Genomic DNA, 26408 nt, shown 5'->3' with positions numbered 1-26408 from the left:
TTCCGCCCTCAGCCCCCGATCCCCTCCCCAACCTTCCCTTCCCCTCCCTTCCCCTCCCCTCCCTCCTTCGTACGATCCGACAACCCCCCGCCGTCCCACTCTTTGGAAGCCCCCACAAAGCCACCCGCCCCCTCCGGCTAGGCTGGCCCCCGTGAACGTCCTCGTCATTGGTACCGGTGCTCGTGAGCACGCGCTGTGCCGCTCGCTGTCCCTCGACCCCGATGTCACCGCACTCCACTGCGCTCCCGGCAACGCGGGCATCGCGGAGGTGGCCGAGTTGCACTCGGTCGACGCGCTGGACGGCGCCGCCGTGACCGCGCTGGCCACGCGGCTGGAGGCCGACCTCGTGGTCGTGGGGCCGGAGGCCCCGCTGGTCGCGGGTGTCGCCGACGCCGTGCGCGAGGCGGGCATCCCCGTGTTCGGTCCCTCCGGGGAGGCCGCGCAGCTGGAGGGCTCCAAGGCCTTCGCCAAGGAGGTCATGGCCGGGGCCGGCGTGCCCACCGCGCGGTCGTACGTCTGCACCACCGCCGAGGAGATCGACGAGGCCCTGGACGCGTTCGGCGCGCCGTACGTCGTGAAGGACGACGGGCTCGCGGCCGGCAAGGGCGTCGTCGTGACGTCGGACCTCGCCCAGGCCCGCGAGCACGCGCTCGCCTGCGGCCGGGTCGTCATCGAGGAGTTCCTGGACGGCCCCGAGGTCTCCCTCTTCGCGATCACCGACGGTGTGACCGTCGTCCCGCTCCAGCCCGCGCAGGACTTCAAGCGCGCGCTGGACGGCGACGAGGGCCCCAACACCGGCGGCATGGGCGCGTACTCGCCGCTCCCCTGGGCCGACCCGAAGCTGGTCGACGAGGTCCTGGAGACCGTGCTGCAGCCGACGGTCGACGAGATGCGGCGCCGCGGCACCCCGTTCTCCGGCCTGCTCTACGCGGGCCTGGCGATCACCAGCCGCGGCGTACGGGTGATCGAGTTCAACGCCCGGTTCGGTGACCCGGAGACCCAGGTCGTCCTCGCCCGCCTCAGGACGCCGCTGGCCGGTGTCCTGCTCGCCGCCGCCAACGGCACCCTCGGCGACCTCGAACCCCTCCGTTGGAGCGGCGACGCGGCCGTCACCGTGGTCGTGGCCTCGCACAACTACCCCGGCACGCCGCGCACCGGCGACCCCATCACCGGCCTCGACGAGGTCGCCGCGGTGGACGCCCCGCACGCGTACGTCCTGCACGCCGGCACCAAGCGCGCCGGCGACGAGATCGTCAGCGCCGGCGGCCGCGTCCTCTCCGTCACGGCCAGCGGCAAGGACCTCACCCAGGCCCGCGACCGTGCCTACACCGCCGTCGCCCGCATCGGCCTCGACGGTTCCCAGCACCGTGCGGACATCGCGGCGAAGGCGGCAGCCGAGGCGTGACCGACTGACGGCCGGTCGCCCGAGGGCCACACGGTCGTCCGGCAGGGGTGGGGTGGGGTGCGCTCGACGGACCCGGCGGACCATTTCAGTCCGGCCGCGCGACCGTGACCTCCCACCCCCCTCCAGGCCCCTCCAGGCCCCTCCACAACCCTCCACTCCCTTTCGTACGCGTCGCCCTTTCCGTACGCATCCACACGTAAAGGGGTACGAACCCCAGGCCCCGGAAGCCCTCGGAGACTCCCCCAGGAACCCCTGGAAAAGCCGTCGGAATCCGGGGCCCAATCCGTGCCCAGCGTCATTCACCTCTCCCCAAAGCCATTCGATCGAGTGAGCGATGGCCCATCCGGCTGACGGCGGCCGGGGCCCCAACTAGGGTGCGGCGCAAGTGTTCCGGCACTTGGCCCACCGGCATTGCGATGTCAGTGGTGGGTGCCACAGTGGGGGAGTGAGCAACGTCAGGGCATGCGGCGGCGACCACTTCGACGAGCAGTCGTCGCAGTCGTCGCGCCGTGCGCCGCACAGGACAGCAGGGGGTGACGTCGGGTCGTGACCGGTATGGCAGGTGGTGAGGAGGCGGGCGCGCAGGCCGCGCGCTCCCGGGCCCTCGCTGTGCTGCGTGTCCGCAGCAGGGCGCTGGCCGTGGCATTGCTGCCCGCGGCCGTCGCCGTCGTCCTGCTCGTCGGCGGGTCGACCGGTCATCTGACCGGCCGGGGCTGGTCGACGGCAGGCTGGGTCGTGTCCGGCCTCGCCGCCGTCGTGCTGCTCGCCACCGCCGGCATCGCGCTCGTCGTGGCCCGCGCCCGGCCCGCCATGAGCCCCACGGTCTCGATCACCGAGGAGGCCGCCCCCGATCTCTACCGCCTGGTCCGGGATCTGGCCGACCGCCTCGACGTCCCGCCCCCCTCCGCGATAGCGCTCACCCCGGACTGCGACAGCTGGCTGGAGGACCGCACCCACCCGTCCCACACCACACCCGCCAAGCAGTCCTCGACCACCGGGGCCGACGCGGCCGACAGCGGTACCGGCCTCGCCGACGGCGAACGGTCCGACGAGAGGGCGAGCGCCCACGGCTCTTCGCCGGACCCGCGATCCGGTCCGCGATCCGGATTGCAGTCCGGTCCGCAATCCGGTCTGGAGTCCGGACTCTCCTCCCCCCGGCGGCACCGTGCGCCCACCGCCCCGGTGCTCGTCATCGGCTCGCCGTTCCTGTGGTGGATGCGGGTCGGTGAGCTACGAGCGGTGCTGGCACCGGTCGTCGCGGGTACGGGACCGTCGGCGCACCCGGACATAGCCGCGGCCCGCCGTTTCGTCCGTGGGCTGGACGCCGCAGTGGCCGTCACCTCGTCGCCGACGCGCGGCCCGCTCTTCCGTACGGTGCTGGGCGGTGTCGGCTGGGTGACCCGGCTGCTCCTGCGCGGCTGCCGGGGGCACGCGGCCGAGATGGAGCGCGGGGTCGCCGCCGCGGCGGCCGAGCGTGCACAGGCTGTGGACTACGGTCTGCGGATTGTCGCCCAGGAGCAGGTCGGCCTGGCCTACGCGGGCTGGGACCGCCTTCTCACCCGGGTCGCGCTGCCCGCCTGGCGGATGGGCCGCTGGCCGTCCCGCCTGGACGCGGGTGTCGTCGCCGCGCTCACGGAGCTGTCCCGCCGCGACCGTCTGGCCGAGGGCTTCGCCTCCCGGCTCGGCGAGCGCCCCGCCTGCGACCTCCTCGAAGAGCCCGGCACGGTCGACGAGGCCGCGTCGCTTCTCGCCGCCCGCCTCTTCCACGGCGGCCCCGCCGAGTCCGGCCCCGACTGGTCACCGGTCGACTGGCACGAGTACCCGGACGAGGTCGTCGACCGCAAGTGGCGCACCGACGCCGCCCGCCTCCACCGCGTCCTCGACACCCTGGGCGTCCACCACACGACGACCGACCCGAGCCGCGACCCCACCGGCCCCACCCTCGCCCGAGTGCTGAACCACCTGGCACACGCACCCACAGCCCGGACCCACGCCCCCGAAGGGCACGAGCGGCACTCGGGTGTCGCCACCGGCCATGAGCCGCGCCCCGGAGCCGTCGGCGGGCGCGAGCCGTTCCCCGAGGCCGCGGACGAGCACCGGCCGGATGCCGACGCGACCACGCACGAGCCGCGCCCCGGAGCCGTCGGCGGGCGCGAGCCGTTCCCCGAGGCCGTCGACGGGCACCGGCCGGATGCCGACGCGACCACACACGAGCCGCACCCCGGGGGCACCACCGGGCCGCTCTCCGAAGCCCCCGCCGCCCCGCAGGACCGCGAGCACGCGCACAACCCCGCCCAGGAACCGGACCGGCAGCACATATCCCGTCCTGACGACGCCGATGACGACGACGAACCCGGTCTCGTGAACGCCCAGTCCGCCGATCTCGCCGCCGCTCTGACCGCCGAGCTGGCGCGGGAGGAGGCGGCGGCCCCGGCCGCCGTGGCCGGCGCGGGCGGCGGAGCCGAGGCGCAGGGACCGGACCTGGCGCTGTGGGACGACGGGCTGTTGCCGCTGTTCCCGATGCAGCCGCCCCGGACGGGCCGTGAGCTGCTGACCGAGCACGTCACCGCGATGGTCTGCTGCGCGGCGATGGACACGGCGGGCGCCGCCCCGGGCCTGGACTGGCTGGACGGCCCCTCCCTGCTCGTCGACGGCGAACGGACGGCCGACCTCGCCCCCCGGGTCCTGACCCTCGTGGAGGACGGCGACCCCGTCCCTCTCCGGGACTGGCTCCGCCGCCTCGGCGTCCGCCCGGAGAAGCCCGTCCGCCTGGTCTGAGCGCGACCGACCACCACCACGCCCCGCGCCGCCCCGCCTCGCCGGGCCGACCGTGCCCCCGGCCCCGAACCAGCCCACGACCAGCCTCCGACCAGCCACAACAACCCGCACCCACCGCCGACCATCCACAACCGGACCCCGGCTCACTCCCGCTCTCCCAACTCCCCATCCGGAGCTCACCGTTCCACTCTCGCCCATTCGCAACGAACGGTGACGGAGTGCGTGCGTAATGTGATGTGCTGGGACCGATCGCGTACGTAGCAAGGGCTTGCGACAGCTCACGGGGACGAGGGAGGGACCACTCATGAGCCCGGAGCACCACATCCGCCGTTGGGAGTCGGGCGCACTCGCCCACGCCGTGACGGACCCCTTCGGCCAGGGCCCCGTCCCCTGGCTGCGGGGCAATGTGACGTACTTCGACGACACCGGCCACGTGGTCCCCTGGTACGTGGAGCCGGGCCCGCCCGAGTCCGACGCCGCGGCCAAAGGCACCCGCGCCCGCGTCCCCGCCCCCCGCACCCCGGCGGGCCCCCGCTCCGCCGACGACGTGCGGCGGCAGATCAAAGGGTTCACGGCGACCGGTGCCGCCGCGCCCGGCCAGTCCATCGACTTCCACATCACCGTGGACCCGCCGCAGGAATTCGGCGTCGACGTCTACCGCATCGGGCACTACAGCGGCGACGGGGCGGCGAAGATCACCACCAGCCCCCGGCTCTCCGGCATCGTCCAGCCCCCGCCCCTCACCGCCGACCGCACGGTCTCCTGCCATCACTGGTGGCTCTCCTGGCGGCTGCAGATCCCGAGCTACTGGAACACCGGCGCGTATGTCGCGGTCCTGACCACCGCCGACGGCTACCGCTCCCACGTGCCGTTCACCATCCGCGACGACCGCCCGGCCGACCTGCTGCTCCTGCTCCCGGACATCACCTGGCAGGCGTACAACCTGTATCCGGAGGACGGCCGCACCGGCGCCAGCCTCTACCACGCCTGGGACGAGGACGGCCGGCTGCTCGGCGAGTCCGACGCCGCGACGACCGTCTCCTTCGACCGTCCGTACGCCGGCGCCGGCCTCCCCCTGCATGTGGGTCACGCCTACGACTTCATCCGCTGGGCCGAGCGCTACGGCTACGACCTCGCCTACGCCGACGCCCGCGACCTGCACTCCGGCCGTGTCGACCCGTCCCGCTACCGGGGGCTGGTCTTCCCGGGCCACGACGAGTACTGGTCACCGCAGATGCGCCGCACCGCCGAGCTCGCCCGCGACAGCGGCACCTCGCTGGTCTTCCTCTCCTCCAACACCATGTACTGGCAGGTGGAGCTGAGCCCGTCCCCGTCCGGGGTCCCCGACCGCCTCCTCACCTGCCGAAAACGCCGGGGCCCCGGTAAATCCGCACTGTGGCGCGAAATCGACCGCCCCGAGCAGCAGTTGATGGGCATCCAGTACGAGGGCCGGGTCCCCGACCCCCACCCCCTGGTCGTGCGCAACGCCGACCACTGGCTCTGGGACGCGACCGGCGCCCACGAGAACGACGAGCTGGAGGGCATGGTCGCCGGCGAGGCCGACCGCTACTTCCCCCGCACCCCGCTCCCCGAGCACCAGGGCCGCATACTCCTGGCCCACTCCCCGTACCGGGACGCCCACGACACCGTCCGCCATCAGGAGACGTCGCTGTACCGCGCCCCGTCCGGTGCCTGGGTCTTCGCGTCCGGGACGTTCGCCTGGTCCCCGGCCCTGGACCGTCCGGGCCACGTCGACACCCGTGTCCAGCGAGCCACCGCAAACCTTCTGGACCGCATCTGCAAACGCGACTGAGCCCAGTCGGCACGACCCCTGGCCAAGATCGGTTGCCCGCATACGGGAGAATCGAGCCACTTGGACATCACCACGGGGAGGAACCGTGTCCGGATTCGTAGAAAAGCCCGAGCCGATCCAGATTCCGGGCCTGGTACATCTGCACACCGGCAAGGTGCGCGAGCTGTACCAGAACGAGGCGGGCGACCTCGTGATGGTCGCCAGCGACCGAACGTCCGCGTTCGACTGGGTGCTGCCGACGGAGATCCCCGACAAGGGGCGCGTCCTCACGCAGCTGTCCCTCTGGTGGTTCGACCAGCTCGCCGACCTGGTCCCGAACCACGTCCTGAGCACGGAGCTCCCGCCGGGCGCCCCCGCCGACTGGGCGGGCCGCACCCTCGTCTGCAAGTCGCTCACGATGGTCCCGGTGGAGGCCGTGGCCCGCGGTTACCTCACCGGCTCGGGCCTGCTGGAGTACAACGACTCCCGTACGGTCTGCGGTCTCGCTCTCCCGGAGGGCCTGGTCGACGGCTCGGAGCTGCCGGCGCCGATCTTCACCCCGGCCACCAAGGCCGCCGTCGGCGAGCACGACGAGAACGTGTCGTACGAGGAGGTCGCCCGCCAGGTCGGCGCGGAGACCGCAGCCCAGCTGCGCCAGACGACCCTCGCGGTGTACGGCCGTGCCCGGGACATCGCCCGGGACCGGGGCATCATCCTGGCCGACACCAAGTTCGAGTTCGGCTACGAGGGCGACACCCTCGTTCTCGCCGACGAGGTTCTCACCCCGGACTCCTCCCGCTTCTGGCCGGCCGACCGGTGGGAGCCGGGCCAGGCCCAGCCGTCCTTCGACAAGCAGTTCGTCCGCGACTGGCTGACCTCACCGGCCTCCGGCTGGGACCGCAAGAGCGAGCAGCCCCCGCCGCCGCTGCCCGAGGAGATCGTCGCCGCGACCCGGGCCAAGTACGTGGAGGCGTACGAGCGCCTGACGGGCATCAGCTGGAGCTAGTGAAACGAGGAAGGCCCCGGTCCAGTGGACCGGGGCCTTCTTTCGATCTATCTCACGAGCGGACGACCAGGTTCGAACTGGCGACCTCAACCTTGGCAAGGTTGCGCTCTACCAACTGAGCTACGTCCGCGTTGCGCCGTGGCGCGAGGCCCACTATACCCAACCTCGCTCCCGTGCGAGACGCACCGCCGCGTGCCGGTTCTCCACCCCGAGCTTGGACACGGCCGACGACAGATAGTTCCGGACGGTCCCCTGGGACAGCGCCGCCCGCTCGGCGATCTCCGCGACGGGCGCCCCGTGGGCGGCCAATTCGAGCACCTCGGCCTCCCGCGCGGTCAGCGGCGAGTCCCCGGACGAGATCGCGTCGGCCGCCAACTCCGGGTCCACATAACGGTTCCCCGCGTGCACGGTCCGGATGATCTCCGCGAGCCGTTGCGCGCTGACGGTCTTGGGGACGAACCCGCGCACACCGGCCTCAAGCGCCCGCTTCAGATGCCCCGGCCGCCCATGACCGGTCACGATCAGCACCCGGCAGCCGGGCAGGTCGGCGCGCAGGGATGTGGCGACCCTCACACCGTCCGCCCCCGGCATCTGCAGATCCAGCACCGCCACATCCGGCTCGTGGGCCCGCGCCATCGCCAGCGCCTCCGGCCCGGTCGCCGCCTCCGCGACCACCACCAGGTCGTCCTCCAGCGCCAGCAACGCGGCCAGTGCCCCCCTGATCAGATGCTCGTCGTCCGCGAGCAGCAGCCGCACGGGCCGCCCCGCCTCCGGTACGCCGGTCATGACGCGCTCTCCCGTACGACAGCCGGGCCGGCCGCCGCGGCGCTCCTCGAAGCCGAGCCCGAGGCCGCCCCGGAGGCCGCTTCCGACCCCGCCGACCCCGCCGCCCCCGTCGCCCTCGACGTCCTCGGCGAGCCCGTCGACCCGAGCGGCACCCTGGCCACCACCCGGAACGCCTCCGCGCCCACCGGCCCCGCCTCCAGCGTCCCGTCCACCACCGCCAGCCGCTCCCGCAGCCCGGCGAGCCCGGACCCGGCGCCGACAGACCGCCGGGCGCTCTCGTCCCCCACCGGCTCCTCACCCTCTCCGACGGCCCGTATCCCGTCGTTCTCCACGGTCAGCACCACCTGCCCCTCCATCACCTTCAACCCCACCGCGCACTGCACGGCGTTGCCGTGCCGCAGCACGTTCGTCGTCGTTTCGCGCACCACCCAGGCGAGCGCGGACTGCACCTCGCCGGGCAGCCCGGCGGCGACCGCCCCGTCGACCGAGCAGTCGATGCCGGCCGCAGCCAGCACGCCCTGCGCACCGGCGAGTTCGACCCCGAGGTCGGCCTCCCGGTAGCCCCGGACGACCTCCCGCACCTCGCGCTGCGACTCCTGCGCGATCCGCTGGACCTCGATCATCTGCTCGACGGCCTCGGGCCGTTCCCGGCGGGCCAGCTGGACGGCCAGCTCGCTCTTCAGGGCGATGACCGCGAGGTTGCGGCCTATCACGTCGTGCAGGTCCCGCCCGAAGCGGAGCCGTTCCTCGGCGACGGCGAGCCGGGCACGGGTCTCGCGGGCGTCGTCGAGTTCGTAGACGGCTCTGAGGAGCCAGACGGAGAAGACGGAGGTGAAGGCGAAGAACGAGGTGCCGAACAGCACCGCGATCGACGTGCCCAACGCGGCGGTCCAGGAGGCTCCCACCGCGAGGACCAGCACTCCGGAGCCGCCCGCGAAACCCGCTATCAGGTACAGCACGCGCCGCCGCTTGTGGATGCCGAGCGTGATCATGCCGAGGCCGAAGACCAGCACCCCGCCGAACATCCCGCCCAGCGCGGTGGCGGTGTCCTCGCCGTGCCCGGCGTCGGCGAGCGCGAACGCGGCGATGCCGAGCACCACGGTGGCCACCCCGAGCGACCACATGAGCCGCAGCGGCTGCTCGCGGGTGCCCCGCACCCAGTCGAGCGCCCGGGACCCGGTCACCGAGGCGAGCACCGCGTGCCCGCACAGCAGCGTGAACAGCCAGCCCGCGTGGACCATCGGCACGTTGCCGAAGAGCGGCAGTCCGAACGCGGCGACCTCGATCACCGGGAACGAGTGGAACGACCACCGCGTGTACGTCTCCACCTTGGCGGGTGTGCTCTTGCCCCGCCACCACGCCCCCGGCCCCCGCATGCCCCAACTCCCCTCATCGGCGCGGTTCCCAGCGGAACCACCGCCGTACAGCAAACACCGCGAGCACGGTCCAGGCCAGCGCGGTGGCGAGGGCACCCAGGGCGTCGTACGCGGACAGGTCGCCGGTCCAGCCGCCGCGCACCAGCGTGATGACGGGGCTGAGCGGCAGCAGTTCGCAGACGGACGCCAGGCGCTCGGGGAGCACTTCGAGCGGCACGGTGATGCCCGACCCGAGCAGCGAAACGAACATCAGCGGCAGGCTGGTGACCTGCGCGCTCTCGGCGGTACGGCTGAAACTCGCGGTGACCGCCGCCAGCGCCACGCACAGGACGATGCCCAGCAGCACCCCCAGCACGGCCAGGTGGGGTGCGGGCGGCGCCCCGAGGTCGAGCAGGACCGTGCAGCCGATCGCGAGGAGCACGCACTGCCCGAGCGCGATGCCCGCGGCGGGCAGCGCGGCGCCGACCAGGATCTCCGGGTCGCGCAGCTCACCGGTCCGCAGCCGCTTCAGGACGAGTTCCTCGCGGCGTACGACATAGATGTTGGTGAGGGCGGTGTAGACCGCGAAGAGCAGCGAGAAGCCGATGGCGGCGGGGAGCATGACCGTCCCGACGCTCAGCCCGGCCTTCCCCAGGTCCATCTGGTCCGTCGCCGACCGCACACTGAGCGGCAGCAGCAACGGCACGAACAAGGCCGTGAACAGGGTGGCCCGGCTCCGCCCCAGCAGCGTCAGCTCGGCGCGGGCGAGCGCGGTCATCCGGCTCCTGAGGGTCGTCGTCCCGGCCGTGACGACGGGCGCCGCGCCCGCCCCCGTCGCCGTACCCGTGGTCGTGCTCATGCCGCCACCCCGTCCTTGCGTGATCCCGTGCCCGAGCGCGATTCCGTGGCCGTACGGGATTCCGTGGCCGCACGCGATGCCTCCGCGGACTCCCGGGCGATCCGCAGGAACGCCTCCTCCAGCGAGGCGGACCGCACCTCCAGCCGTCGCAGCTCGACCCGCGCCCGCTCGGCCCACAGCAGCAGCCCGGTGGCCGCCCGCTGGAGTTCGTTCGTGCGCAGCACCACCACGCGGTCGTTCTCCTCGTGCCCGGTGACGCCCAGTTCGCCGAGCGGCGGCAGGTCGCCGAGGAAGTACCCGGCGGGCAGTTCGAAGGAGATGCGGGACGGCTGGGAGGCGGTCACCTCGGCCGGGGTGCCGGTCGCGGCCACGGCGCCCTCGTGGAGGATGGCGAGCCGGTCGGCCAGGTCCTCCGCCTCCTCCAGGTAGTGCGTGGTGAGCAGCACGGTCGTACCCCCGTCGCGCAACTCCCGTACCAGCTCCCACGTGTCCTGGCGGCCCTCCGCGTCGAGGCCCGTCGTCGGCTCGTCCAGGAAGAGGACCTCGGGGCGCCCGAGGAGCGCGAGCGCCAGGTCGAGGCGCCGCTTCTCACCCCCGGACAGTTGCTTGACCCGTACGTCGGCCCGCCGACCGAGTCCGACGATCTCCAACGCCTCGGCCACGGGCCGCGCCCCGCTGGTGCAGCCGGCCCACATCCGTACCGTCTCCGCGACGGTCAGCTCGGAGGGGAAGCCGCCCTCCTGCAGCATCACGCCGATCCGGGGGCGTACGGCCGCGCGCTCCTGGTAGGGGTCGTGCCCGAGGACCCGCACCCTGCCCCCGGACGGCGGCGCGAGTCCCTCCAGCAGTTCGACCGTCGAGGTCTTGCCCGCTCCGTTGGTGCCCAGAAGCGCGAAAAGTTCTCCCCGGCCGACGGAGAAACTGATTCCCCGCACGGCCTCGAAACCGCCCCCGTACACGCGCCGCAGGTCGGTGACCTCGATCACGTTCTCGTGATCGTGAGGGCTCACGCCGTCGTGCCCGCTCGTTTTCATGCCTTCAGCGTCCCGTCGGTTCGGGCCGTGAGGCAGTGCGCGGTGTCATCACTCGGCATGACAAATGTCAGACGCGCGATACGTCGGAGGGAACACGCGGAGGAAACACGAAGAAGGCCCCGGTCCAGTGGACCGGGGCCTTCTTCGATCTATCTCACGAGCGGACGACCAGGTTCGAACTGGCGACCTCAACCTTGGCAAGGTTGCGCTCTACCAACTGAGCTACGTCCGCATTGCCTCCGACCGGCTCCCACCGATCGGCGCGAGGACTACTTTACCTGATCCACAACAGTGGTCGGTAAGCGATCCAGAGCGGGTGACAGGAATTGCACACTGCGCCTTCCCCCTGGAAGGGGGATGTTCTGCTACTGAACTACACCCGCGTGACTCCGGTGAGCCGGGCCTTTCGGCCTTGCCCTTCGGCGTGCTCCAGACTCTAGCCGATCTGCCGGGGGGCAACGCAAGTCGGTTGTCCCCGGGGTCCAAGTCGGCCGTCCCCGGGGCCCGCTGACGAACCCTGAGGACCGGCCGACCGGAGCGCGTCTACTGCGCCTCGGCGAACGCCTCGTAGACCCTCTTGGGGATCCGGCCGCGCGCGGGAACCTCCAGCTTGTTGGCCTGGGCCCAGGCACGGACGGCCGCCGGGTCCGGAGCGACCTGGGTCTGCTTGTACGCCTTGCCCGACCTCGACCGCTTGCGGCCGGCGTCCACGTAGGGCGCGAGCGCCTTACGCAGTTTCTTGGCATTGGCTTCGTTCAGGTCGATCTCGTACGACTTGCCGTCGAGTCCGAAGGCGATCGTTTCCGCCGCTTCCGAGCCGTCGATGTCGTCGGAGAGAGTGACCACGACACGCTGCGCCACGAATATCGGTCCCTTCGTGCGACATCTCTCCGTTGACGTGCCCTGACGTCAGGAGGATGTCGGCTGTCCGGCTGTTATTTGGGCAAAGTATCGGCTATTGCCAATTCATTTGTACAGTGCCCGGCATTGCAATGTGAAGACAGACTTAATCCGCCCGCGTGTCCCTCGCGCAATAGGGATCCGGGATCTTTCCCGGAAGTTTTCGTGAGGGTGATCGCCCGATACCGGATCGTGACCGCCGTCACCCGGAATCCCTGTAGTTTCCTACGAATCTACCCGCGTAGAAATTTTGTACGGGTAGTCTGAAGGAACCTGCTCAGCACCACACACCGGGAGTGCCAGTGGCACGCGTCGTAGTCGACGTCATGCTCAAGCCGGAGATCCTCGACCCCCAGGGCCAGGCGGTGCAGCGCGCGCTGCCGCGCCTCGGTTTCGAGGGCGTCTCCGACGTACGTCAGGGAAAGCGATTCGAACTGGAAGTTGACGGACCGGTGGACGACGCCGCGCTCGCCCGCATCCACGAACTGGCGGAATCCTTCCTCGCCAACACCGTGATCGAGGACTTCACCGTCAAGGTCGAGGAAGTCGCGGAGGCGGGAAAGTGACCGCTCGTATTGGCGTCGTCACCTTTCCCGGCAGCCTCGACGACCGGGACACGCAGCGTGCGATCAGGCTCGCCGGTGCCGAACCCGTCGCTCTCTGGCACAAGGACAAGGACCTCCACCAGGTCGACGCCGTGGTGCTGTGCGGTGGTTTTTCCTACGGTGACTATCTGCGCGCGGGAGCCATCGCGCGCTTCTCGCCGGTGATGGAGACGGTCATCGAGCAGGCGAAGGCCGGACTGCCGGTCCTCGGCATCTGCAACGGCTTCCAGATCCTCACCGAGGCCCACCTCCTCCCGGGCGGGATGCTCGGCAACGACCATCTGCACTTCATCTGCCGCGACCAGAAGCTGCGGGTGGAGAACGCGGAGACCGCCTGGACGACCGACTACACGGCCGGCCAGGAGATCCACATCCCGCTGAAGAACATGGACGGCCGCTACGTGGCCGACCAGTACACGCTGGACAAGCTGGAGGCCGAGGGCCGGGTCGCGTTCCGCTACCTGGACTTCAACCCCAACGGCTCGCTCAACGACATCGCCGGCATCTCCAACGAGGCCGGGAACGTCGTGGGCCTCATGCCGCACCCGGAGCACGCCGTGGAGCCGCTGATCGGCACCGGCCGCACCGACGGCCTCCCCTTCTTCACCTCGATCCTCAAGAAGCTGGTCAACGCATGAGCCGGACGCCTCTGGACACGGTCGAGCACGCGGCCGCGACCCCCGACGTCGAGCTGCCCTGGGCCGAACTGGGCCTGAAGAAGGACGAGTACGAGCGGGTCGTCGAGATCCTCGGCCGCCGGCCCACCGGTGCCGAGCTCGCCATGTACTCCGTCATGTGGTCCGAGCACTGCTCGTACAAGTCCTCGAAGGTCCACCTCCGCCAGTTCGGCGAGAAGGCGCCCCAGTCGGACGCCCTGCTCGTCGGCATCGGTGAGAACGCGGGCGTGGTCGACGTCGGCCAGGGCTACGCGGTCACCTTCAAGGTCGAGTCGCACAACCACCCCTCCTACGTCGAGCCCTACCAGGGCGCGGCCACGGGTGTCGGCGGCATCGTCCGCGACATCATCGCGATGGGTGCCCGCCCGGTCGCGGTCGTGGACCCCCTGCGGTTCGGCGCGGCCGACCACCCCGACACCAAGCGCGTCCTGCCGGGCGTCGTCGCCGGCATCGGCGGCTACGGCAACTGCCTGGGCCTGCCGAACATCGGCGGCGAGGTCGTCTTCGACGCCTGCTACCAGGGCAACCCGCTGGTCAACGCCGGTGCCATCGGTGTCATGCGGCACGAGGACATCCACCTCGCCAAGGCCTCCGGCGCCGGCAACAAGGTCATCCTCTACGGGGCCCGCACGGGCGGCGACGGCATCGGCGGCGCCTCGATCCTGGCGAGCGAGACCTTCGACGACGCCAAGCCGTCGAAGCGCCCCGCCGTCCAGGTCGGCGACCCCTTCCAGGAGAAGCTCCTCATCGAGTGCACCCTGGAGGCGTTCAAGGAGAAGCTGGTCGTCGGCATCCAGGACCTCGGCGCGGCCGGTCTCTCCTGCGCCACGTCCGAGCTGGCCTCCAACGGCTCCGGCGGCATGCGCGTGACGCTGGACGACGTACCGCTGCGCGACTCGACCCTCTCGCCCGAGGAAATCCTCATGAGCGAGTCGCAGGAACGCATGTGCGCGGTCGTGGAGCCGGAGAAGGCCGACCGGTTCCTGGAGATCTGCGACAAGTGGGATGTCATCGCCACGGTGATCGGTGAGGTCACGGACGGCGACCGTCTCGAAATCTTCTGGCACGGCGGCAAGATCGTCGACGTCGACCCGCGCACGGTCGCGCACGACGGCCCGGTCTACGAGCGCCCGTACGCCCGCCCCGAGTGGCAGGACGCGCTCCAGGCGGACGACGCGAACAAGCTGCCGCGCCCGGCGACCAGCGAGGAACTGCGTGAGCAGGTTCTGAAGCTGGTGGCCTCCCCGAACCAGGCCTCCAAGTCCTGGATCACCAGCCAGTACGACCACTTCGTGCAGGGCAACACGGTGCTCGCCCAGCCCGAGGACTCCGGCATGATCCGCGTCGACGAGGAGAGCGGCCTCGGCGTCGCCATCGCGACGGACGGCAACGGCCGGTACGCCAAGCTGGACCCGTACCACGGCGCCCAGCTGGCCCTGGCGGAGGCGTACCGCAACGTCGCCACCACCGGTGCCAAGCCCCTCGCCGTCTCCGACTGCCTGAACTTCGGCTCGCCGGAGGACCCGGCGGTCATGTGGCAGTTCGCGGAGGCCGTACGCGGTCTCGCGGACGCCTGCCTGCAGTTGGGCACCCCGGTGACCGGCGGCAACGTCTCCCTCTACAACCAGACGGGCGAGGTGGCCATCCACCCCACCCCGGTCGTCGCGGTCCTGGGCGTCATCGACGACGTCGCCCGCCGCACACCCGTCGCCTTCCAGGAAGAGGGCCAGCTCCTCTACCTCCTCGGTGACACCCGTGAGGAGTTCGGCGGCTCGGCCTGGTCCCAGGTCGTCCACGACCACCTCGGCGGTCTGCCCCCGCAGGTCGACCTGGAGCGTGAGCGCCTGCTGGCAGAGATCCTGATCTCCGCCTCCCGCGACGGCATGATCGACTCCGCGCACGACCTCTCCGACGGCGGCCTGGTCCAGGCGGTCGTGGAGTCGGCCCTGCTCGGCGGCAAGGGCGCGCGCCTGATCGTCCCGGACGGCCTGGACGCCTTCACCTTCCTCCTCTCGGAGTCGGCCGGCCGCGCCGTCGTGGCCGTCCCCCGCTCCGAGGAGGTCCGCTTCAACGATATGTGCGGCGCGCGGGGCCTGCCCGTGACCCGTATCGGTGTCGTCGACGGCGACTCCGTGGAGATCCAGGGCGAGTTCACCCTCCCCCTGGAAGAGCTGCGCACGGCCCACGAGGGCACGATCCCGGCGCTGCTGGCGTAGTCCCGCGTACGACGGCGAAGGCCCCGCCGGATGGGGAAGCATCCGGCGGGGCCTTCGCCGCGTCCTGGGATCAGCGGACGTAGTTCTTGAGGATCTCCGTGTCGAGTTCGATCCCGACCGGATCGGGAAGGGACACCTTCTCGCCGAACTTCGCGGTGTGCACGTCGCGGTAACCGCCGACCAGCCGGTCCGGGCCGCTGTGCACGGTGACGGTGCACGAGCCCCGGTCGATCAGAAGGTACAGAGGGATCCCGGACTGCCCGTACGCGGCCGGCTTCTCGTGCCGGTCCCGCCGGTCGGTGTCGGAGTCGTAGGACGTGACCTCGACGACCATGAGCGCCCCGTCGGGGTCGGCCCACTCGCCGTGTCCCGCGAAGTGGGCTTCGGGTGCGATCACCGCGTCCGGCTTCGCCCTGCCCTCACGGTACGTCTCCACCCTGAGCCCCTGGCCCTGATACAGGTCCAGGTCGGGCCTTGACTGCATACAGCGCCGGGTCAACCAGGACACGATGGTGCTGTGGTCCCCGTCCGTCACTTGCTTGACTCCGATCCGTCCGTTGATGAACTCCAACGTGACGGTCTCGGGAGCGGCGGAGGCGATCGTTTCGAACTCCTCCACCGACATCTGAGACGTGCGCTCGGCCATAACCGTCATGTTGCCCCCCTTTCCAGGCGAAGGCCAGTGTCGCCAGTGGGCGTCGGAGCGAGGCGTACTTCGCCGTCGATCACACTTTCGGGTGACCTCTCTCCCGGGTCCGCGCAGTCCCGGCACGCGTACTCCGTACGGCCCGGACCCGTGGCGCCGTGCACGACGGCCACGGGGACCGGCTTCTCGGCGGGGGGCTGGCACCGTACGCAGATCCGGGTCCGGCGCAGGCACTCCGAGCACATCCGCCCCATACGGTCCACGGTCCCGTAGCGCAGGAAGGGCGCGCGGCCGGTGCCGCAGACCGTGCACGGGAGTTCGGGGCGCGGGTCCTCAGCAGCGGCAGGCATGGTCGCGGTCCTTCCTGCCGTTCGTGGGCACGTGGGGTCCGGAGACGCCCCAGCCCCGATGTGCGCCGGCGGCGAGGCCGCCGCCCGGTGTCCCCCTGCCGATCCGCCGGCCGAGCCGACGCAGCAACGCCCTCACGCCCGCCCCTCCCGGGCCACGAGTTCCGTCTCCTCGACGAGCGACTGCCGCTCGGTGTGGTCGGCCAGCCGCGTCCAGAGGTACGCCCGCCCGGCATCGACCTTGTCGTAGCCGGACCCGATCCTCGCCCTCGCCCTCGCACCCCAGGCCTTCACCGCCTTCGTCGGCCATGTCAAAACCGCCCGTACGGACCCGGCGGTCCGTACGGGCGGGTGAGCGTCAGCCAAGCCGTTTGGTCAGCTGGGCGTGACCGGGCCGCTCGGCCGGGCGGCCGGGTCAGTTCGTCAGTGACGTCCAGAGCGTCAGTGGCCGGTCGCCGACCGACTCCTGGTCCGGGTGTCCGGCACCGCTCTTGATCGAGATGATCCGGTACCTGTCCTGGTGGAAGACCCAGAACAGGCTGAAGCCGTTGATCATCTGCATGTCCGGCACGGCCAGGAACTCGTCGACCTTGTCGATCCCGGCCAGCGACTGCCAGAGCGACAGTGAACGGTCGCCGCGCTCGATCACGTCGGTGTGCGCCTTGCCGTCGGCGATCGAGATCAGTCGGTAGACCTGCTGGCCCATGAGGGTGTGGAAGACCCAGTACCAGCTCCTGCCGTTGTTCCGGAACTCGCCGCTCCAGTCCGGCACGGGCAGGAAGGCGTCCACCTGCTCGATGCCGTTGAACGAGGTCCAGGCCGTGATCGCCCGGTCCCCCCGGTCGACGGTGCCCGCCTGGTCCGGCGGCAGGCCCGACTCGGCCCGGTCGTTGATCGAGATCAGCCGGTAGACCTGGCGGCCCTCGGTGGTGTGGAACAGCCAGAACCGGCTGCGCCCGTCGATCCGCTGCTCGTCCGGCACCGGGAGCACCGCGTCCACGCGGCCGACCCCGCTGTAGAGCTGCGGCCAGGTGGAGAGCGGCCGGTCGGGCCGCTCCAGCCTGTCGCTGTGTTCGTCGCCCTCGGCGATCGAGACGGTGCGGGCGACCGGGCCCGAACCGCCCGTTCCGTACGCCCAGTACCAGCTCTTGCCGCCCTGGCGGTAGAGGTCCGGGACGCCCAGGAAGGCGTCGGTGGGCCGGACGGTGCTGGGCAGCTTGTCGGTCAGCCGTCCCTCGCCGAGCAGCCGGAGCGTGGTCAGCGAGGGCGCGAAGCCGTACACCGAGCCCTCGGTGGTCACGAACTGGTTGAACGTCAGCTGGGTGGAGGCGCCGGGCGATTCGTACGTCACGGTGCCGGTCGGGCCGACGTCCGGGTCGGGGCCGGGCTTGTTCGTCCGGCCCGGGGGGAAGTTCGGGTCGTTGATCCAGGCCTTCTGGATGAACTCGAACTGCTCGACGAGGTCGGACTGGTAGCTCACGAAGAGCAGCCCGCGTGGGTCGTCGGGCCCGCCGGGCCCCTCCGAGGCAGGGTCGAAGGGCGCGCCGTACGGGGAGCCCCGGCGCATGATCCGCCGGCGGTCCATCACCGGGTTCTCCGGGAACGGTTCGGCGCCGGGTTTCTCCTGCAGGCCGTCGCGGGGGTTGGTCTTGCGCAGGTGGGAGAAGAGCGGGGTGACGAATCCCTCCGGATCGTTCTTGAAACCGAAGTCGTTGTCCGCACCGGCCTCCGCGTTGCCCGGCCGGTCCGCGTGCGGGCACTTGGCCACGGGGGTGCCCGAGCGCCAGCGGCCGACCACCCGGGCGGCCAGCCACTCGGGGGTGGCCTCCGGCGGCACCACCTTGGCCTTCTTCAGGACCTTGAGCTGCGCGGAGATCTGGGCCCACCAGCCGGGTACGTCCTGGGCCAGCCGGCGCACCACGTGGAAGCTGCCGTTCACCGCCCAGTCCGGCATCTCGTCGTAGGTGATACCGCCGATCCTCGGATGTCCGATCACGAACTCGCCCGCCGGGATCAGCCGGGTGCCGGGCTTGCCCTTCTCGTACTCGGGCCGCTCCGGGTCCGGCTCGTCGAAGCCGATCACGGCCGGCTCGCTCACGCCGTCCTTGAAGCCGAAGTGCTCCTTGCCGCGGCGGGAGCCGGTCAGGGTCGCGCCGTTCTGCTGGAAGACGATCACGATCTTGGCCTGGGCGGTTGCCTCGCGCTGCGCGGTGACGGCGGCCTGCAGGTCCTGGACGGTGTCCGAGGCGATGGTCAGTACCGCGTGCACGGTCTGGCCCTTGCCGTTGCCGAACAGCCAGTTCTCCGGCGAGCTGTCGCCGACGTCGCCAAGCGCACGTTTGTTCGAGCCGTCCTTGAACGCCTCCAGTGTGCCGCCCGGCCGCGTGCTGGGCAGCGGGTCCTTGCCGATCAGTTGCCAGATGCCCTCGTGGGTGAAGCTGACGTTCATCCAGGTCGCTTTCAGCTTCTGCGGATCGTCGCCGCCCGAGGCCTGCCTGGCCTTGCGGAACGCCGCGTTGAAGGTGGCGACCTGTCTGGTGGTGGAGATCTGCGGTTCGAGCTGCCGCACCCACGTCCTCGCCCTGGCCGCGTCCTCGAACTTGAGGAAGAGCAGGGTCATCTGGTCCTTCTTGAAACCCGCGAGGACATCGCCCTGGATGTCCTCGCTCTCCCGCAGTTTCAGTTCAGTCGGCATCTCGTCTCCCGATGACGAAGCGTTACTTTAAGTTGCCATACAACTACGTCATGTGTTCGTAAGTCGACGGGCTGTGCTCCGGGCTGACCCGACCGGGCGAACCAGCCGGACCGGCTCACCCGGCTGCCCGCTCGGAAACGACAGCCAGTCGCGGTGAACCAACACTGGGTGACGGTGCGTCGGCCCATCGGCCGGCCCATGCCATCGATCCCAGCTTCGCTAGGAGTTCCATGTCCCGCGGTAATCCCTCGACCGTCCCCCGGTGGCTGCTCGCGGCCGCACTGGCGGTCTGCACCACCTCCGCACTGACCGTCGGAGTGACCGGACCGGCCATTGCCCATGGCACCGACCACGACCACGACCGGACCGCCGGCACCTCCGCCAGGGCGCCGGTGAAGGCCGATCCGGACGAGGCCGCGGCCCTCGGCGAGGAGCACGCCGAGGAGCACGCCCACACCAGGAGGGCGCTGGCGGCGCTCGGCGACTACCCGCAGACCACCCGCACCGCGCGCCTCAAGGCGCTGGGTGAGTCCCAGGCCGCCGCCAACACGGGCTTCGACCCGAGTGAGTCCGGGCGGTTCCGGGAGTACTTCCCGTCCCCCGACTTCGCCGCGCACGTCGCCCAGCTGCCCACCGGCAAGGTGCTGCTGTTCTCGTTCGAGCGGGTCGAGAAGAACCCGCAGAAGGAACCCGCGCCGACCGACACCATCGGCAAGGAGAACGCGGGGCGGGCCTACCTCTGGGACCCGGCCAAGGGCACCGGATCGGACGCCTTCACCAAGGTCACCCCGCCGACGGTCAACGTGCCGGACGGGCTCAACCAGCCGCGTCCCGCGCCGTTCTTCTGCGCCGGGCACTCCTTCCTGCCGAACGGCATGCTCGGTGTCTTCGGCGGCAACCTGGGCGGCAACGGCGGCACCGGGGCCAAGCTCTCGCTGGTCTTCGACCCCTGGCAGGAGGTCTGGTACCAGAACAAGGACATGGCGGTCGGCCGTTGGTACCCGAGCGTGGTGACCGGGATGGACGGCCGACAGCTCATCATGTCCGGCCAGTCCGAGCTGGGCTGGGGCACGCCGACCTCGATCGTCGAGCGCTTCCCCGCGCTCGACAGGCCGGTGCCGGTGGCCAGGACCGACAAGCCGGAAGGCTGGTCCGTCGGCGGGTTCCGGGCGGACGCGCCGTTCAAGCGCGACTACCCGCACCTGTTCTCGTTGCGCGACGGCAAGATCTACGGGCTCGGCCGCAACCCCGACCAGCAGTGGACGTTCGACATCAACACCGAGACCAGAAGCGACCTTCCGGCCCGCCCGGACATCCCGCACCCGCCGGGTGCCATGGTCCCCCCGCAAGGCATCGGCCGTAACTACGGTTCGGCCGTCCCGCTCCCGGCCGGCTTCCGCGGCCCGGACTCGGTGCTGGTCCTCGGCGGCGACCGTGACGACCCGAACACCTACCAGCTGGTCGGCGGCCAGTGGAGCAAGGAGAAGCCGCGCGCCTTCGGCCGCACCCAGGACAACACCCTGCTGCTCCCGGACGCCAACCTGCTCACCGTGAACGGCGCCTTCGACATCCGCGACTACGGCAACGGGCCGTACAACCCGAACGCCGACCTGAAGTACCGCCAGACCGAACTCCGGGACGCGAACGGCAACTGGAAGCTCGGCCCGGCCCAGCGGCTGCCGCGCGGCTACCACTCCAACGCGGTGGTCCTCCCCGACGGCCGGGTGATGGTGACCGGTGACGAACTGCAGCAGCTCGCCAACGACCCGAACATCGACGACGACATGAACGGCAGCATCGAGATCTACGAGCCGCCCTACCTGCACCAGGGCGGCCGCCCCAACCTCGGCATGGTCTTCAACCCCTCGGTCGGCTACAACGAGCGGATCACCGTCAGCAGCACCACCGCCGCCGACGTGACCCGGGCAGTGCTGCTCGCCCCGACCACCGCGACCCACTCGGTCAACACCAGCCAGCGCCACCTGGACCTGCGGATCAAGAGCCGCTCCGGCAACTTCGTCGAGCTCCAGGCACCGCCCTCGGCCGCCGCCGCCCCACCCGGCTACTACATGATCTTCCTGCTGAACGAGGAGGGCGCCCCGAGCAACGCGGGCTGGGTCCAGCTCAAGCCCACCTCGGGCGGCCAGACCCCCTGACGCCACACCGGCACGTCGCTGCGGCCCGCCGTCTCGGACAGCGGGCCGCAGCGACGTGCCCTCCGTCGGGCGCAGCTCCAATTACGCTTCCCACCATGCCCCCGGCCAGGAAACGCCCCCGCACCTACGACCCCGCCAAGACCCGCAAGGCCGTGCTGGCCCAGTTCGGGAACGTACGGGAGGCCGTGGGCACCCTCACCGCCGAGCAGCTCGCGCTGCCGACGCGGCTCGGGGCGTGGACCGCGCGGGACCTGGCCGCGCACCTCACCATGGCCGTGGAGAGCGTCAGCCGTGCCCTGGAACGGCCCGAGCCCCCGAAGGCCGGGCTGAACCCGTTCGACCACGCCTCCGCGACCGCCACGTACGCCGGTGCCATCGCCGAGGGCAGCCGCGGCCTGGCCGAGGCCGACCCCGACCTCGTCGCCCTCTACGCGGGGGTGGAGCAGCGGATCACCGAGGGGCTCGCGGCCGCCCCGCAGGACCGGGTCATCGACACCCGCGCCGGCGGCATGATGCTCGACGACTACCTGCTCACGCGCACCATCGAACTCGTCGTCCACACCGACGACCTGAACGCCGCCGTCCCCGGCCTCGACATCCCGTACGACCGGCACGCCCTCGCCACCTGTGTCCGGCTGCTCGCCGACACCCTCGCCGCGCGGGCGCCCGGCGGCTCGACGGAGGTGCGGATCCCGCCGTACGCCGTCGTGCAGTGCGTGGAGGGGCCGAGGCACACCCGGGGTACCCCGCCGAACGTCGTCGAGACGGACCCGCTGACCTGGATCCGTCTCGCCACCGGCCGCCTGGAGTGGGCCGCCGCCCTGGACGGGGCGAAGGTCAGCGCGAGCGGCGAGCGCGCCGATCTGAGCAGGCTGCTGCCCCTCATGAGCTGATCCGGGCCGCACCATCCCGGTGGAGTCATCCCGGTGGAACCACCCACCCACCTCACCCGTCCCACCGCCATGGACAAGCGACTGACCCTCACCGCCCTGGCCCTGCTCCCGCTCCCGCTGCTCGCGGCCTGCGGAACCGAGTCGGCCGGCGACTCCGGCAGCGGCAACGTCGGCTCGACCGCCACGAAGGCGGCGGTCACCGGCGTCCGCTGGAAGGTCGACAGCCTCACCGTCGGCGGGAAGACCGAGCAGGCCCCCGACGGCGCCTATCTGAAGATCGCCGACAACGGCGAGGTCGACGGCAACTACGGCTGCAACACCTTCGGCTCGACCGCCGCCTTCAAGGACGACGGCATCGACTTCGAGACCGCCCGGTCCACGGAGATGGCCTGCGGCGACGTCCCGATGAAGTTCGAGGAGGCCTTCGCCCGCACGCTCGACGCGGAGAAGTTCACGGCCGAGACCACCGACGGCGGGCTCACCCTCACCACGGGCGACGGCGACACCGTCAAGATGAGCGAGGAGAAGCCCGCGGAGCTCTACGGCACGAAGTGGCGGATCGACTCCCTCATGGACCACGACGTCGCCACCTCGCTCCCCGAGGCCGCCCAGGGCAAGGCCTGGTTCACCCTCGACAAGAAGGCCGGAACCCTGAACGGAAGCCTCGGCTGCAACGAGGTGTCGGCGAAGGCCACGGTGAGCGAGGACCGAATCACCCTCGGCAACCCGCGGACCACCCGCAAGATGTGCTCCGACTCACTCATGGCCGCCGAGCGCAGCCTTCTGGAGCTCTTCAAGGGCACGGTGGAGTATCGAATCGATCACCGCAGCATCACGCTGACCAGCGAAAACAACGCGGGCATCGGTGCCGTCGCCGACAAGTGACCGGAGACGGCCCGCAGTCGGGTACCGGGGCGGGCGAGATCACCGGATTCGGACCGGTGCACGATCTCGCCTACACTCGGTGGCGTGCCACGTGGTGACGGACGACTCAACCACGACCTTCTCCCCGGCGAGAAAGGCCCCCAGGACGCTTGCGGCGTCTTCGGTGTCTGGGCGCCGGGCGAAGAGGTCGCGAAGCTCACTTACTTCGGGCTCTACGCCCTCCAGCATCGGGGCCAGGAATCCGCGGGTATCGCGGTCAGCAACGGCTCCCAGATCCTCGTCTTCAAGGACATGGGCCTCGTTTCCCAGGTCTTCGACGAGACCTCGCTCGGTTCCCTCCAAGGTCACATCGCGGTCGGTCACGCCCGCTACTCGACCACCGGCGCCTCCGTGTGGGAGAACGCCCAGCCGACCTTCCGTGCCACCGCGCACGGCTCCATCGCACTCGGCCACAACGGCAACCTGGTCAACACGGCCCAGCTCGCCGAGATGGTCGCCGACCTGCCCAGGCAGGAGGGCCGTACGCCCCGCGTCGCGGCCACCAACGACACCGACCTGCTCACCGCGCTCCTCGCGGCCCAGGTCGACCCCGAGGGCAAGCCGCTGACCATCGAGGAGGCCGCCCACACGGTCCTCCCGAAGGTGCGCGGTGCCTTCTCCCTCGTCTTCATGGACGAGCACACCCTCTACGCGGCCCGTGACCCGCAGGGCATCCGCCCGCTGGTCCTCGGCCGCCTGGAGCGCGGCTGGGTCGTCGCCTCCGAGTCCGCCGCCCTCGACATCTGTGGCGCCGCCTACGTCCGGGAGATCGAGCCGGGCGAGTTCATCGCCATCGACGAGAACGGTCTGCGCAGCTCCCGATTCGCGGACGCGAAGCCCAAGGGCTGTGTCTTCGAGTACGTGTACCTGGCCCGCCCGGACACCGACATCGCCGGCCGGAACGTGTACCTCTCCCGTGTGGAGATGGGCCGCAAGCTCGCCAAGGAAGCCCCCGTCGACGCCGACCTGGTCATAGCGACCCCGGAGTCCGGCACGCCGGCCGCCATCGGCTACGCGGAGGCCTCGGGCATCCCGTTCGGTGCGGGTCTGGTGAAGAACGCGTACGTCGGACGTACGTTCATCCAGCCCTCCCAGACGATCCGGCAGCTCGGCATCCGGCTGAAGCTGAACCCGCTGAAGGAAGTCATCAAGGGCAAGCGCCTGGTGGTCGTCGACGACTCGATCGTCCGCGGCAACACCCAGCGCGCGCTGGTCCGGATGCTCCGCGAGGCCGGCGCGGCGGAAGTCCACATCCGGATCTCCTCACCTCCGGTGAAGTGGCCCTGCTTCTTCGGCATCGACTTCGCCACCCGCGCCGAGCTCATCGCCAACGGCATGACGATCGACGAGATCGGCACCTCCCTGGGCGCCGACTCCCTGGCGTACATCTCCCTCGACGGCATGATCGCGGCGACCACCATCGCCAAGCCGAACCTCTGCCGTGCCTGCTTCGACGGCGAGTACCCGATGGAACTGCCGGACCCCGAACTGCTCGGCAAGCAGCTGCTGGAGACCGAGCTGGCGGCCGGTCCCGCCGCCACGGCCGCGGCCGACGCGATCCGTCGTCCGTAGACGGTCCGTAACACCTGCCGTACGACACGAAGGTTCTCACTAGCCATGTCTGAGACAACTGGTGCCAGCTACGCAGCCGCGGGCGTCGACATCGAGGCGGGCGACCGCGCCGTAGAGCTCATGAAGGAGTGGGTGAAGAAGACGCAGCGCCCCGAGGTCCTCGGCGGCCTCGGCGGTTTCGCCGGCCTCTTCGACGCCTCCGCCCTCAAGGGCTACGAGCGCCCGCTGCTCGCCTCCGCCACGGACGGCGTCGGTACGAAGGTCGACATCGCCCGGCAGCTCGGCGTGTACGACACCATCGGCCACGACCTGGTCGCGATGGTGATGGACGACATCGTGGTCTGCGGCGCCGAACCGCTGTTCATGACCGACTACATCTGCGTCGGCAAGGTCCACCCCGAGCGGGTGGCGGCCATCGTCAAGGGCATCGCCGAGGGCTGTGTCCTCGCCGGCTGCGCCCTCGTCGGCGGTGAGACCGCCGAGCACCCCGGCCTCCTCGGCCCGGACGACTTCGACGTCGCCGGCGCCGGCACGGGCGTGGTCGAGGCGGAGCGGCTGCTCGGCCCGGACCGTATCCGTACGGGTGACGCGGTGATCGCCATGGCGGCCTCCGGCCTTCACTCGAACGGGTACTCGCTCGTCCGCCACGTCCTCCTCAACCAGGCGGGCCTCTCCCTGGACGCCGAGATCGCCGAACTCGGCCGCCCCCTCGGCGCGGAACTCCTGGAACCCACCAAGATCTACTCGCTGGACTGCCTGGCCCTCACCCGCACCACCGAGGTCCACGCCTTCAGCCACGTCACCGGCGGCGGCCTCGCCGCCAACCTGGCCCGTGTCATCCCCGACACCCTCCACGCCACGGTCGACCGCTCCACCTGGACCCCGGCCCCGATCTTCGACCTCGTCGGCAGGACGGGCCAGGTGGAACGCCTGGAGCTGGAGAAGACCCTGAACATGGGCGTGGGCATGATCGCCATCGTCCCCCAGGAGTCGGCGGACGTGGCCCTCACGGCCCTGGCGGACCGCGGGGTGGACGCCTGGGTGGCAGGCGAGATCACCGACCGCGGCGACCACACGACAGGCGCGGAACTGGTGGGCGACTACGCGCGAAGCTGAACAGCAACGCGCCCCTGATGGGCCGAAGGCCCAAAAGGGGCGCGAGGAACTGCGCGAGCGACCACGACGAATCCGCGGCCGCCCAAACCACAGGGGCACCTAACCCACGAGGCGCCCCTGCCCCAAGCGGAGCGCAACCGCGCAAAACCCGGTCCGGTGGTGGAAACCCCCTCGGACCGGGCAAGCGCAGCGAAACGGCGTCAAGCTCCGCGACGATGTGACGCCGGACCGGACTGGTCGTCCTCGTCCTCGTCGTCGTCGTTGTAGAGATCCGCGTACTGGGAGTACGGGTCGTCGTCGTCTTCGTCATCCTCGAACGGCTCGCCATTCGGCGGCTGGCTCGAAGTCGAAGCGCCCAGCTCATTGGCCAGACGCGACAGATCAGTCCCGCCGCTGCTGTACTTCAGCTGGCGGGCGACCTTCGTCTGCTTGGCCTTTGCCCGGCCGCGCCCCATGGCTCGACCCCCTCGGATACGGGGCTCGGTGGCCCCAGAGTCTTGACACGCGTTCATGATCTGGAACGGGCTCTCCGTGGAGAGACCGGTCCGTAGGGCTTCCACGGTACCTGAGCCCACGCCCATACGGTACGTCGCCCGCAGGACGTGCCCGAGCCCAGAACCTGCGAGGAGCCCTTTCCTCGCTGGTC

21 protein-coding genes and 3 tRNA genes are annotated in these 26408 nt (G+C 70.8%); 12 read left to right on the top strand and 12 right to left on the bottom strand.

Annotated elements, in window-relative coordinates; genetic code table 11:
- The first annotated feature begins 151 nt into the window (after nucleotides 1-151).
- The 4 genes from purD to OG272_RS24185 all read left to right on the top strand — a co-directional run bounded on the left by purD (nucleotide 152) and on the right by OG272_RS24185 (nucleotide 6981).
- Nucleotides 152-1405 (top strand): phosphoribosylamine--glycine ligase, encoded by a 1254-nt coding sequence (gene purD / locus OG272_RS24200; RefSeq protein WP_326581117.1) that lies wholly within the window; start codon nucleotides 152-154, stop codon nucleotides 1403-1405.
- Nucleotides 1406-1960: 555 nt separating this feature from the next.
- Nucleotides 1961-4183: a hypothetical protein gene (locus OG272_RS24195; protein ID WP_405896069.1), complete on the top strand. Its 2223-nt coding sequence runs from the start codon at nucleotides 1961-1963 to the stop codon at nucleotides 4181-4183.
- 304 nt (nucleotides 4184-4487) lie between these two features.
- Nucleotides 4488-5996, top strand: a complete 1509-nt coding sequence (locus OG272_RS24190; protein ID WP_405894820.1) for a N,N-dimethylformamidase beta subunit family domain-containing protein — start codon at nucleotides 4488-4490, stop codon at nucleotides 5994-5996.
- An 85-nt stretch (nucleotides 5997-6081) separates the two neighbouring features.
- Entirely contained in the window at nucleotides 6082-6981 is a 900-nt protein-coding gene (locus OG272_RS24185) for a phosphoribosylaminoimidazolesuccinocarboxamide synthase (protein ID WP_326581120.1), read from the top strand.
- 57 nt (nucleotides 6982-7038) lie between these two features.
- Here the strand turns inward: OG272_RS24185 and OG272_RS24180 are convergent.
- From OG272_RS24180 to OG272_RS24145, 8 genes are all read right to left on the bottom strand, one after another.
- Nucleotides 7039-7111, bottom strand: a tRNA-Gly gene (locus tag OG272_RS24180).
- 23 nt (nucleotides 7112-7134) lie between these two features.
- Complete coding sequence (locus OG272_RS24175; protein ID WP_326581122.1) at nucleotides 7135-7767, bottom strand: response regulator transcription factor; 633 nt, start codon at nucleotides 7765-7767, stop codon at nucleotides 7135-7137.
- A complete protein-coding gene (locus OG272_RS24170; protein WP_327728884.1) occupies nucleotides 7764-9143 on the bottom strand; it encodes a histidine kinase in 1380 nt (459 codons plus the stop codon). The genes OG272_RS24175 and OG272_RS24170 overlap by 4 nt, the downstream gene beginning before the upstream one ends.
- Nucleotides 9144-9156: 13 nt before the next feature.
- Nucleotides 9157-9981 carry an ABC transporter permease gene (locus OG272_RS24165; protein ID WP_326581126.1) on the bottom strand — a complete coding sequence of 275 codons (825 nt, stop codon included), beginning with the start codon at nucleotides 9979-9981 and terminating at the stop codon, nucleotides 9157-9159.
- On the bottom strand, nucleotides 9978-11015 hold the full coding sequence (locus tag OG272_RS24160) for an ABC transporter ATP-binding protein (protein WP_327728886.1): 1038 nt from the start codon (nucleotides 11013-11015) through the stop codon (nucleotides 9978-9980). The genes OG272_RS24165 and OG272_RS24160 overlap by 4 nt, the downstream gene beginning before the upstream one ends.
- A 159-nt stretch (nucleotides 11016-11174) precedes the next feature.
- Nucleotides 11175-11247, bottom strand: a tRNA-Gly gene (locus tag OG272_RS24155).
- Between the two features lie 79 nt (nucleotides 11248-11326).
- Nucleotides 11327-11398 (bottom strand) — tRNA-Gly (locus tag OG272_RS24150).
- 160 nt (nucleotides 11399-11558) lie between these two features.
- Nucleotides 11559-11876 carry an Lsr2 family protein gene (locus OG272_RS24145; protein WP_045562551.1) on the bottom strand — a complete coding sequence of 106 codons (318 nt, stop codon included), beginning with the start codon at nucleotides 11874-11876 and terminating at the stop codon, nucleotides 11559-11561.
- Nucleotides 11877-12217: 341 nt separating this feature from the next.
- Between OG272_RS24145 and purS the strand changes: the two genes are divergently transcribed.
- From purS to purL, 3 genes are read left to right on the top strand one after another with little or no spacing between them, the layout of a single operon-like run.
- On the top strand, nucleotides 12218-12481 hold the full coding sequence (gene purS, locus OG272_RS24140) for a phosphoribosylformylglycinamidine synthase subunit PurS (RefSeq protein WP_005482678.1): 264 nt from the start codon (nucleotides 12218-12220) through the stop codon (nucleotides 12479-12481).
- Nucleotides 12478-13158 carry a phosphoribosylformylglycinamidine synthase subunit PurQ gene (gene purQ, locus OG272_RS24135; RefSeq protein ID WP_326581132.1) on the top strand — a complete coding sequence of 227 codons (681 nt, stop codon included), beginning with the start codon at nucleotides 12478-12480 and terminating at the stop codon, nucleotides 13156-13158. Before purS ends, purQ begins: the two co-directional genes overlap by 4 nt.
- Entirely contained in the window at nucleotides 13155-15413 is a 2259-nt protein-coding gene (purL, locus tag OG272_RS24130; RefSeq protein WP_405894817.1) for a phosphoribosylformylglycinamidine synthase subunit PurL, read from the top strand. The genes purQ and purL overlap by 4 nt, the downstream gene beginning before the upstream one ends.
- A gap of 70 nt (nucleotides 15414-15483) precedes the next feature.
- Here purL and OG272_RS24125 read toward each other — a convergent pair whose 3' ends face one another.
- From OG272_RS24125 to OG272_RS24115, 3 genes are all read right to left on the bottom strand, one after another.
- Nucleotides 15484-16068, bottom strand: coding sequence for a Uma2 family endonuclease (locus OG272_RS24125; protein ID WP_405894815.1), 585 nt, complete (start codon nucleotides 16066-16068; stop codon nucleotides 15484-15486).
- 473 nt (nucleotides 16069-16541) lie between these two features.
- Complete coding sequence (locus OG272_RS24120) at nucleotides 16542-16772, bottom strand: hypothetical protein (RefSeq protein WP_405894813.1); 231 nt, start codon at nucleotides 16770-16772, stop codon at nucleotides 16542-16544.
- Between the two features lie 49 nt (nucleotides 16773-16821).
- Complete coding sequence (locus tag OG272_RS24115) at nucleotides 16822-19101, bottom strand: Dyp-type peroxidase (RefSeq protein WP_405894812.1); 2280 nt, start codon at nucleotides 19099-19101, stop codon at nucleotides 16822-16824.
- Nucleotides 19102-19331: 230 nt separating this feature from the next.
- Between OG272_RS24115 and OG272_RS24110 the strand changes: the two genes are divergently transcribed.
- From OG272_RS24110 to purM, 5 genes are all read left to right on the top strand, one after another.
- Nucleotides 19332-21257, top strand: coding sequence for a galactose oxidase-like domain-containing protein (locus OG272_RS24110; protein WP_327728891.1), 1926 nt, complete (start codon nucleotides 19332-19334; stop codon nucleotides 21255-21257).
- A gap of 95 nt (nucleotides 21258-21352) precedes the next feature.
- Nucleotides 21353-22150: a sterol carrier family protein gene (locus OG272_RS24105; RefSeq protein ID WP_405894809.1), complete on the top strand. Its 798-nt coding sequence runs from the start codon at nucleotides 21353-21355 to the stop codon at nucleotides 22148-22150.
- A 69-nt stretch (nucleotides 22151-22219) separates the two neighbouring features.
- Nucleotides 22220-23035, top strand: coding sequence for an META domain-containing protein (locus OG272_RS24100; RefSeq protein ID WP_405896068.1), 816 nt, complete (start codon nucleotides 22220-22222; stop codon nucleotides 23033-23035).
- 84 nt (nucleotides 23036-23119) lie between these two features.
- On the top strand, nucleotides 23120-24646 hold the full coding sequence (purF, locus tag OG272_RS24095) for an amidophosphoribosyltransferase (protein WP_405894808.1): 1527 nt from the start codon (nucleotides 23120-23122) through the stop codon (nucleotides 24644-24646).
- Nucleotides 24647-24691: 45 nt separating this feature from the next.
- On the top strand, nucleotides 24692-25762 hold the full coding sequence (gene purM / locus OG272_RS24090) for a phosphoribosylformylglycinamidine cyclo-ligase (RefSeq protein WP_327728893.1): 1071 nt from the start codon (nucleotides 24692-24694) through the stop codon (nucleotides 25760-25762).
- A 200-nt stretch (nucleotides 25763-25962) separates the two neighbouring features.
- Here purM and OG272_RS24085 read toward each other — a convergent pair whose 3' ends face one another.
- On the bottom strand, nucleotides 25963-26217 hold the full coding sequence (locus tag OG272_RS24085) for a DUF3073 domain-containing protein (RefSeq protein WP_326581150.1): 255 nt from the start codon (nucleotides 26215-26217) through the stop codon (nucleotides 25963-25965).
- Nucleotides 26218-26408: the final 191 nt, after the last annotated feature.

This window comes from Streptomyces sp. NBC_00104 (assembly GCF_045160825.1).
Taxonomy (GTDB): Bacteria; Actinomycetota; Actinomycetes; order Streptomycetales; family Streptomycetaceae; genus Streptomyces.
Note: the sequence above shows the minus strand (reverse complement) of the source record. Positions and strands in the feature narration are given on the sequence as shown.

Coding starts and splice junctions, on each gene's coding strand:
- OG272_RS24195 (WP_405896069.1), top strand. CDS start 1,961: ATGGCAGGTGGTGAGGAGGCGGGCGCGCAGGCCGCGCGCTCCCGGGCC.
- OG272_RS24190 (WP_405894820.1), top strand. CDS start 4,488: ATGAGCCCGGAGCACCACATCCGCCGTTGGGAGTCGGGCGCACTCGCC.
- OG272_RS24175 (WP_326581122.1), bottom strand. CDS start 7,767: ATGACCGGCGTACCGGAGGCGGGGCGGCCCGTGCGGCTGCTGCTCGCG.
- OG272_RS24170 (WP_327728884.1), bottom strand. CDS start 9,143: ATGCGGGGGCCGGGGGCGTGGTGGCGGGGCAAGAGCACACCCGCCAAG.
- OG272_RS24165 (WP_326581126.1), bottom strand. CDS start 9,981: ATGAGCACGACCACGGGTACGGCGACGGGGGCGGGCGCGGCGCCCGTC.
- OG272_RS24160 (WP_327728886.1), bottom strand. CDS start 11,015: ATGAAAACGAGCGGGCACGACGGCGTGAGCCCTCACGATCACGAGAAC.
- purL (WP_405894817.1), top strand. CDS start 13,155: ATGAGCCGGACGCCTCTGGACACGGTCGAGCACGCGGCCGCGACCCCC.
- OG272_RS24125 (WP_405894815.1), bottom strand. CDS start 16,068: ATGACGGTTATGGCCGAGCGCACGTCTCAGATGTCGGTGGAGGAGTTC.
- OG272_RS24115 (WP_405894812.1), bottom strand. CDS start 19,101: ATGCCGACTGAACTGAAACTGCGGGAGAGCGAGGACATCCAGGGCGAT.
- OG272_RS24110 (WP_327728891.1), top strand. CDS start 19,332: ATGTCCCGCGGTAATCCCTCGACCGTCCCCCGGTGGCTGCTCGCGGCC.
- OG272_RS24105 (WP_405894809.1), top strand. CDS start 21,353: ATGCCCCCGGCCAGGAAACGCCCCCGCACCTACGACCCCGCCAAGACC.
- OG272_RS24100 (WP_405896068.1), top strand. CDS start 22,220: ATGGACAAGCGACTGACCCTCACCGCCCTGGCCCTGCTCCCGCTCCCG.
- purM (WP_327728893.1), top strand. CDS start 24,692: ATGTCTGAGACAACTGGTGCCAGCTACGCAGCCGCGGGCGTCGACATC.
- OG272_RS24085 (WP_326581150.1), bottom strand. CDS start 26,217: ATGGGGCGCGGCCGGGCAAAGGCCAAGCAGACGAAGGTCGCCCGCCAG.